The 2,544-nt window shown below is 38.5% G+C and carries 1 protein-coding gene; it reads right to left on the bottom strand.

Annotated features, from left to right (window positions below):
• Positions 1-2,472 (bottom strand): DNA-directed RNA polymerase (locus LZ634_RS22305; protein ID WP_234508915.1); only part of this gene is annotated, 2,472 nt, incomplete at its 3' end.
• Positions 2,473-2,544: the final 72 nt, after the last annotated feature.

Here is a 2,544-nt window from a genome sequence, read left to right as displayed (position 1 = left end):
TACAAATGCTTCTCTGATACTGTGATAAAGATTATCAGCGTCTGCGGGTATGGTTCCAAATGAATCATGAATCAAACTGAACGCTGTTATATTATATTTAGTGTTAGCCTTTAATACTGTCTTTCTAAGGTGGCAACCATCCATACTATGTACAAAGTTTGGTGCAACACCATTAGCCTGTTTAGTAGGGTTAAAAGAACTTGTATCATCGTCTGAAACTTTAGCTCGGCTTTCCTTACCGTTTATTAAAGTGAGTATTGAAGTCTTACGTTGCTTGTAGTAGTTCTGCCAAACCGGGAAACCATCAGGACAAACCCAATGAACAGGCTTGGCTTTCTTAATAACAACACCGTCTTTTTTAATTTCCTTTGCTAAAAGTTTTGCACTGGATTTTAACCACTCCATTACTTTCATAGCAGCAGAAATTGTTTCATGGCACGATTGCCAGATTAACGCCGCCATATACTGGCAAGCCTGACGAGCTTCAGTGAACATATACCCACTTCCATCATCGATAGCAGGTCTTACACAATCCTCTAAAAGTTGGTCTGAGAATCCATACTGTGTTGCAGAGTAAACTACGGTCATTACTGGACGCTTAGTAACCTTACGATTCATGCCATAGTCTAACCACTGCTTAGCAAGTGCCTTTGTTCCGTGTTTGATAATCTCATAAACGGTTCCATCATTTTCTTCTCTGAAGTCTTTCTTGCTTTCAGTCCCGTTAATTAAGTCTTCCTGTAGTTTATGTTCTATATCATCTGCAATGATTTGATAAATGTCTTGCGGAATACTTGAACAAGAAAGATTAACAGTTTTAGCACCAAGCTCATCACGTAACATAGCAGAGAAGTGTTGTGTCCCTGAGTTACTACCATCAAATGAAATTGGAAGAGATGAACAGTATGTAAGTCCATTTACTTTTACATCAAGATATTCAAAACAAAACGCCAAAAACATAAATGGTGAATCTGTTTCTGCCCACTCTAAGTTATTAATTGGATCATTAGCACATGAAATAATCATGTTTTCATTATCATTAATCCATTTAATACGGTCTTCAAATGAAACCTTATCAATTCCAGCTACGTTAGCACCGTGGATTTTCAACCAATAGAAACCTAACTCACCAATAGGTTTACCATTGGAGAATGTTAGTAGTCCTTTTGTTAAATCGTTTCCCTGTGGATTGAAGAATGGAACAGCGTATAAACGCCCACGAAAATCTAAATTACATGGAAAGTAGATCGCCTTGTGGTTTCTAAACTTCTTAGCCTGACCAATCATGAATTCACATGAGAGGCGTTTAGATACTCGTGCCTTCTCTTTACGGTAGAATGGAATACATTCCTTCTTCCATTTTTTCAGTAGTTTCTTACCTACTTCAGTATCAGCTTCCATTCCTGGGATTCGTGGTGGAAGTTCATATTCATGGACTGATGGAATCCCGCCTACTGGATGTTCCCATTGGTAGATAGTTTCTACTACGTTCAATACTTTCTGGTTAATCTTCCACGGTGTATCTTGTGCTACGTTGATTGCTCGGTAAATCATAGTGAGATCTACATCATCGTAACGTGCTTTTGCTTCCTGGTTGTTGATTCGAATGAATGATAGTGGTGCACGGCCTTTAGTGTAGTAACCACCACTGTTCATATCAGTCCACGGCTTAGGAGGAATGACCATAGGCTGATACATAGGAGATAGTTCAGATAGGCTAAATGCACGGCCTACGATCTTCTTCTTCCATGAAGGATGTAGCTTTAGTTCTGCATGTGACTTCCCTTTGACGTTAACCACTTCTCGTTCTAACAAGTGGCAAGATGAAATGATGAAATCTACTACACGCATTCCAAGAGAAATGGCCTCTTGATTACTCCATCGCTCCCATCGAGATACATCACCATTACTCTGTTCAATGATGTGTTGCTCTGTGGATGATAGATACTGTCGCTTGTATGACTCACCAACACGTTTTTGAGCACCCGCAACAATACGTGTTTTATAGTCCTCTTCAAACGCTCGTAAGCGGTTATAACGAATCTCCTCTTCTAATGCTCTACCTACATGACTTGCAATGTGCTGGCAAGTAACCATTTCATTCTTAATTAATTTATTAAGAGATAGTTTAATACCAATGAATGCAATAGTGTCTGGATCAAGACTCTTGATAGTTTTGTATTGTGCAGACTTGCGGCGAGGTTTCTGTTCTTCTTTCTTTAACCAGTCTTCAATGTATTCACTAATGATAGGAATCAAATGTTGAACTATTGGTTTTAAAGCTGCGTCATTATTTACTTCTCCACGTTGAATACTATTTTCAAGTCTTCGTAGGTAACGTTGTGAACCTAAATTGAATGCCTCTAACTCTAAAGTAAGTTCCTCTTTTGCCGCTTCCTCTCCGAATAAATCAAACATACCTTGATAGTATTCAGTGAAATCCAACTCATTATATTTCTTTCCATAGAACATTATTTAATTCCTTTTACTTAATTATGATTGCCCTCCCCTTTCCTTCCTTCGAAAGTTCCACGGCAATTTTTA

Source organism: Kluyvera intermedia, from assembly GCF_021440345.1.
Classification (GTDB): Bacteria; Pseudomonadota; Gammaproteobacteria; order Enterobacterales; family Enterobacteriaceae; genus Kluyvera; species Kluyvera intermedia_A.
This window is presented reverse-complemented; position numbering and strand designations above follow the sequence as displayed.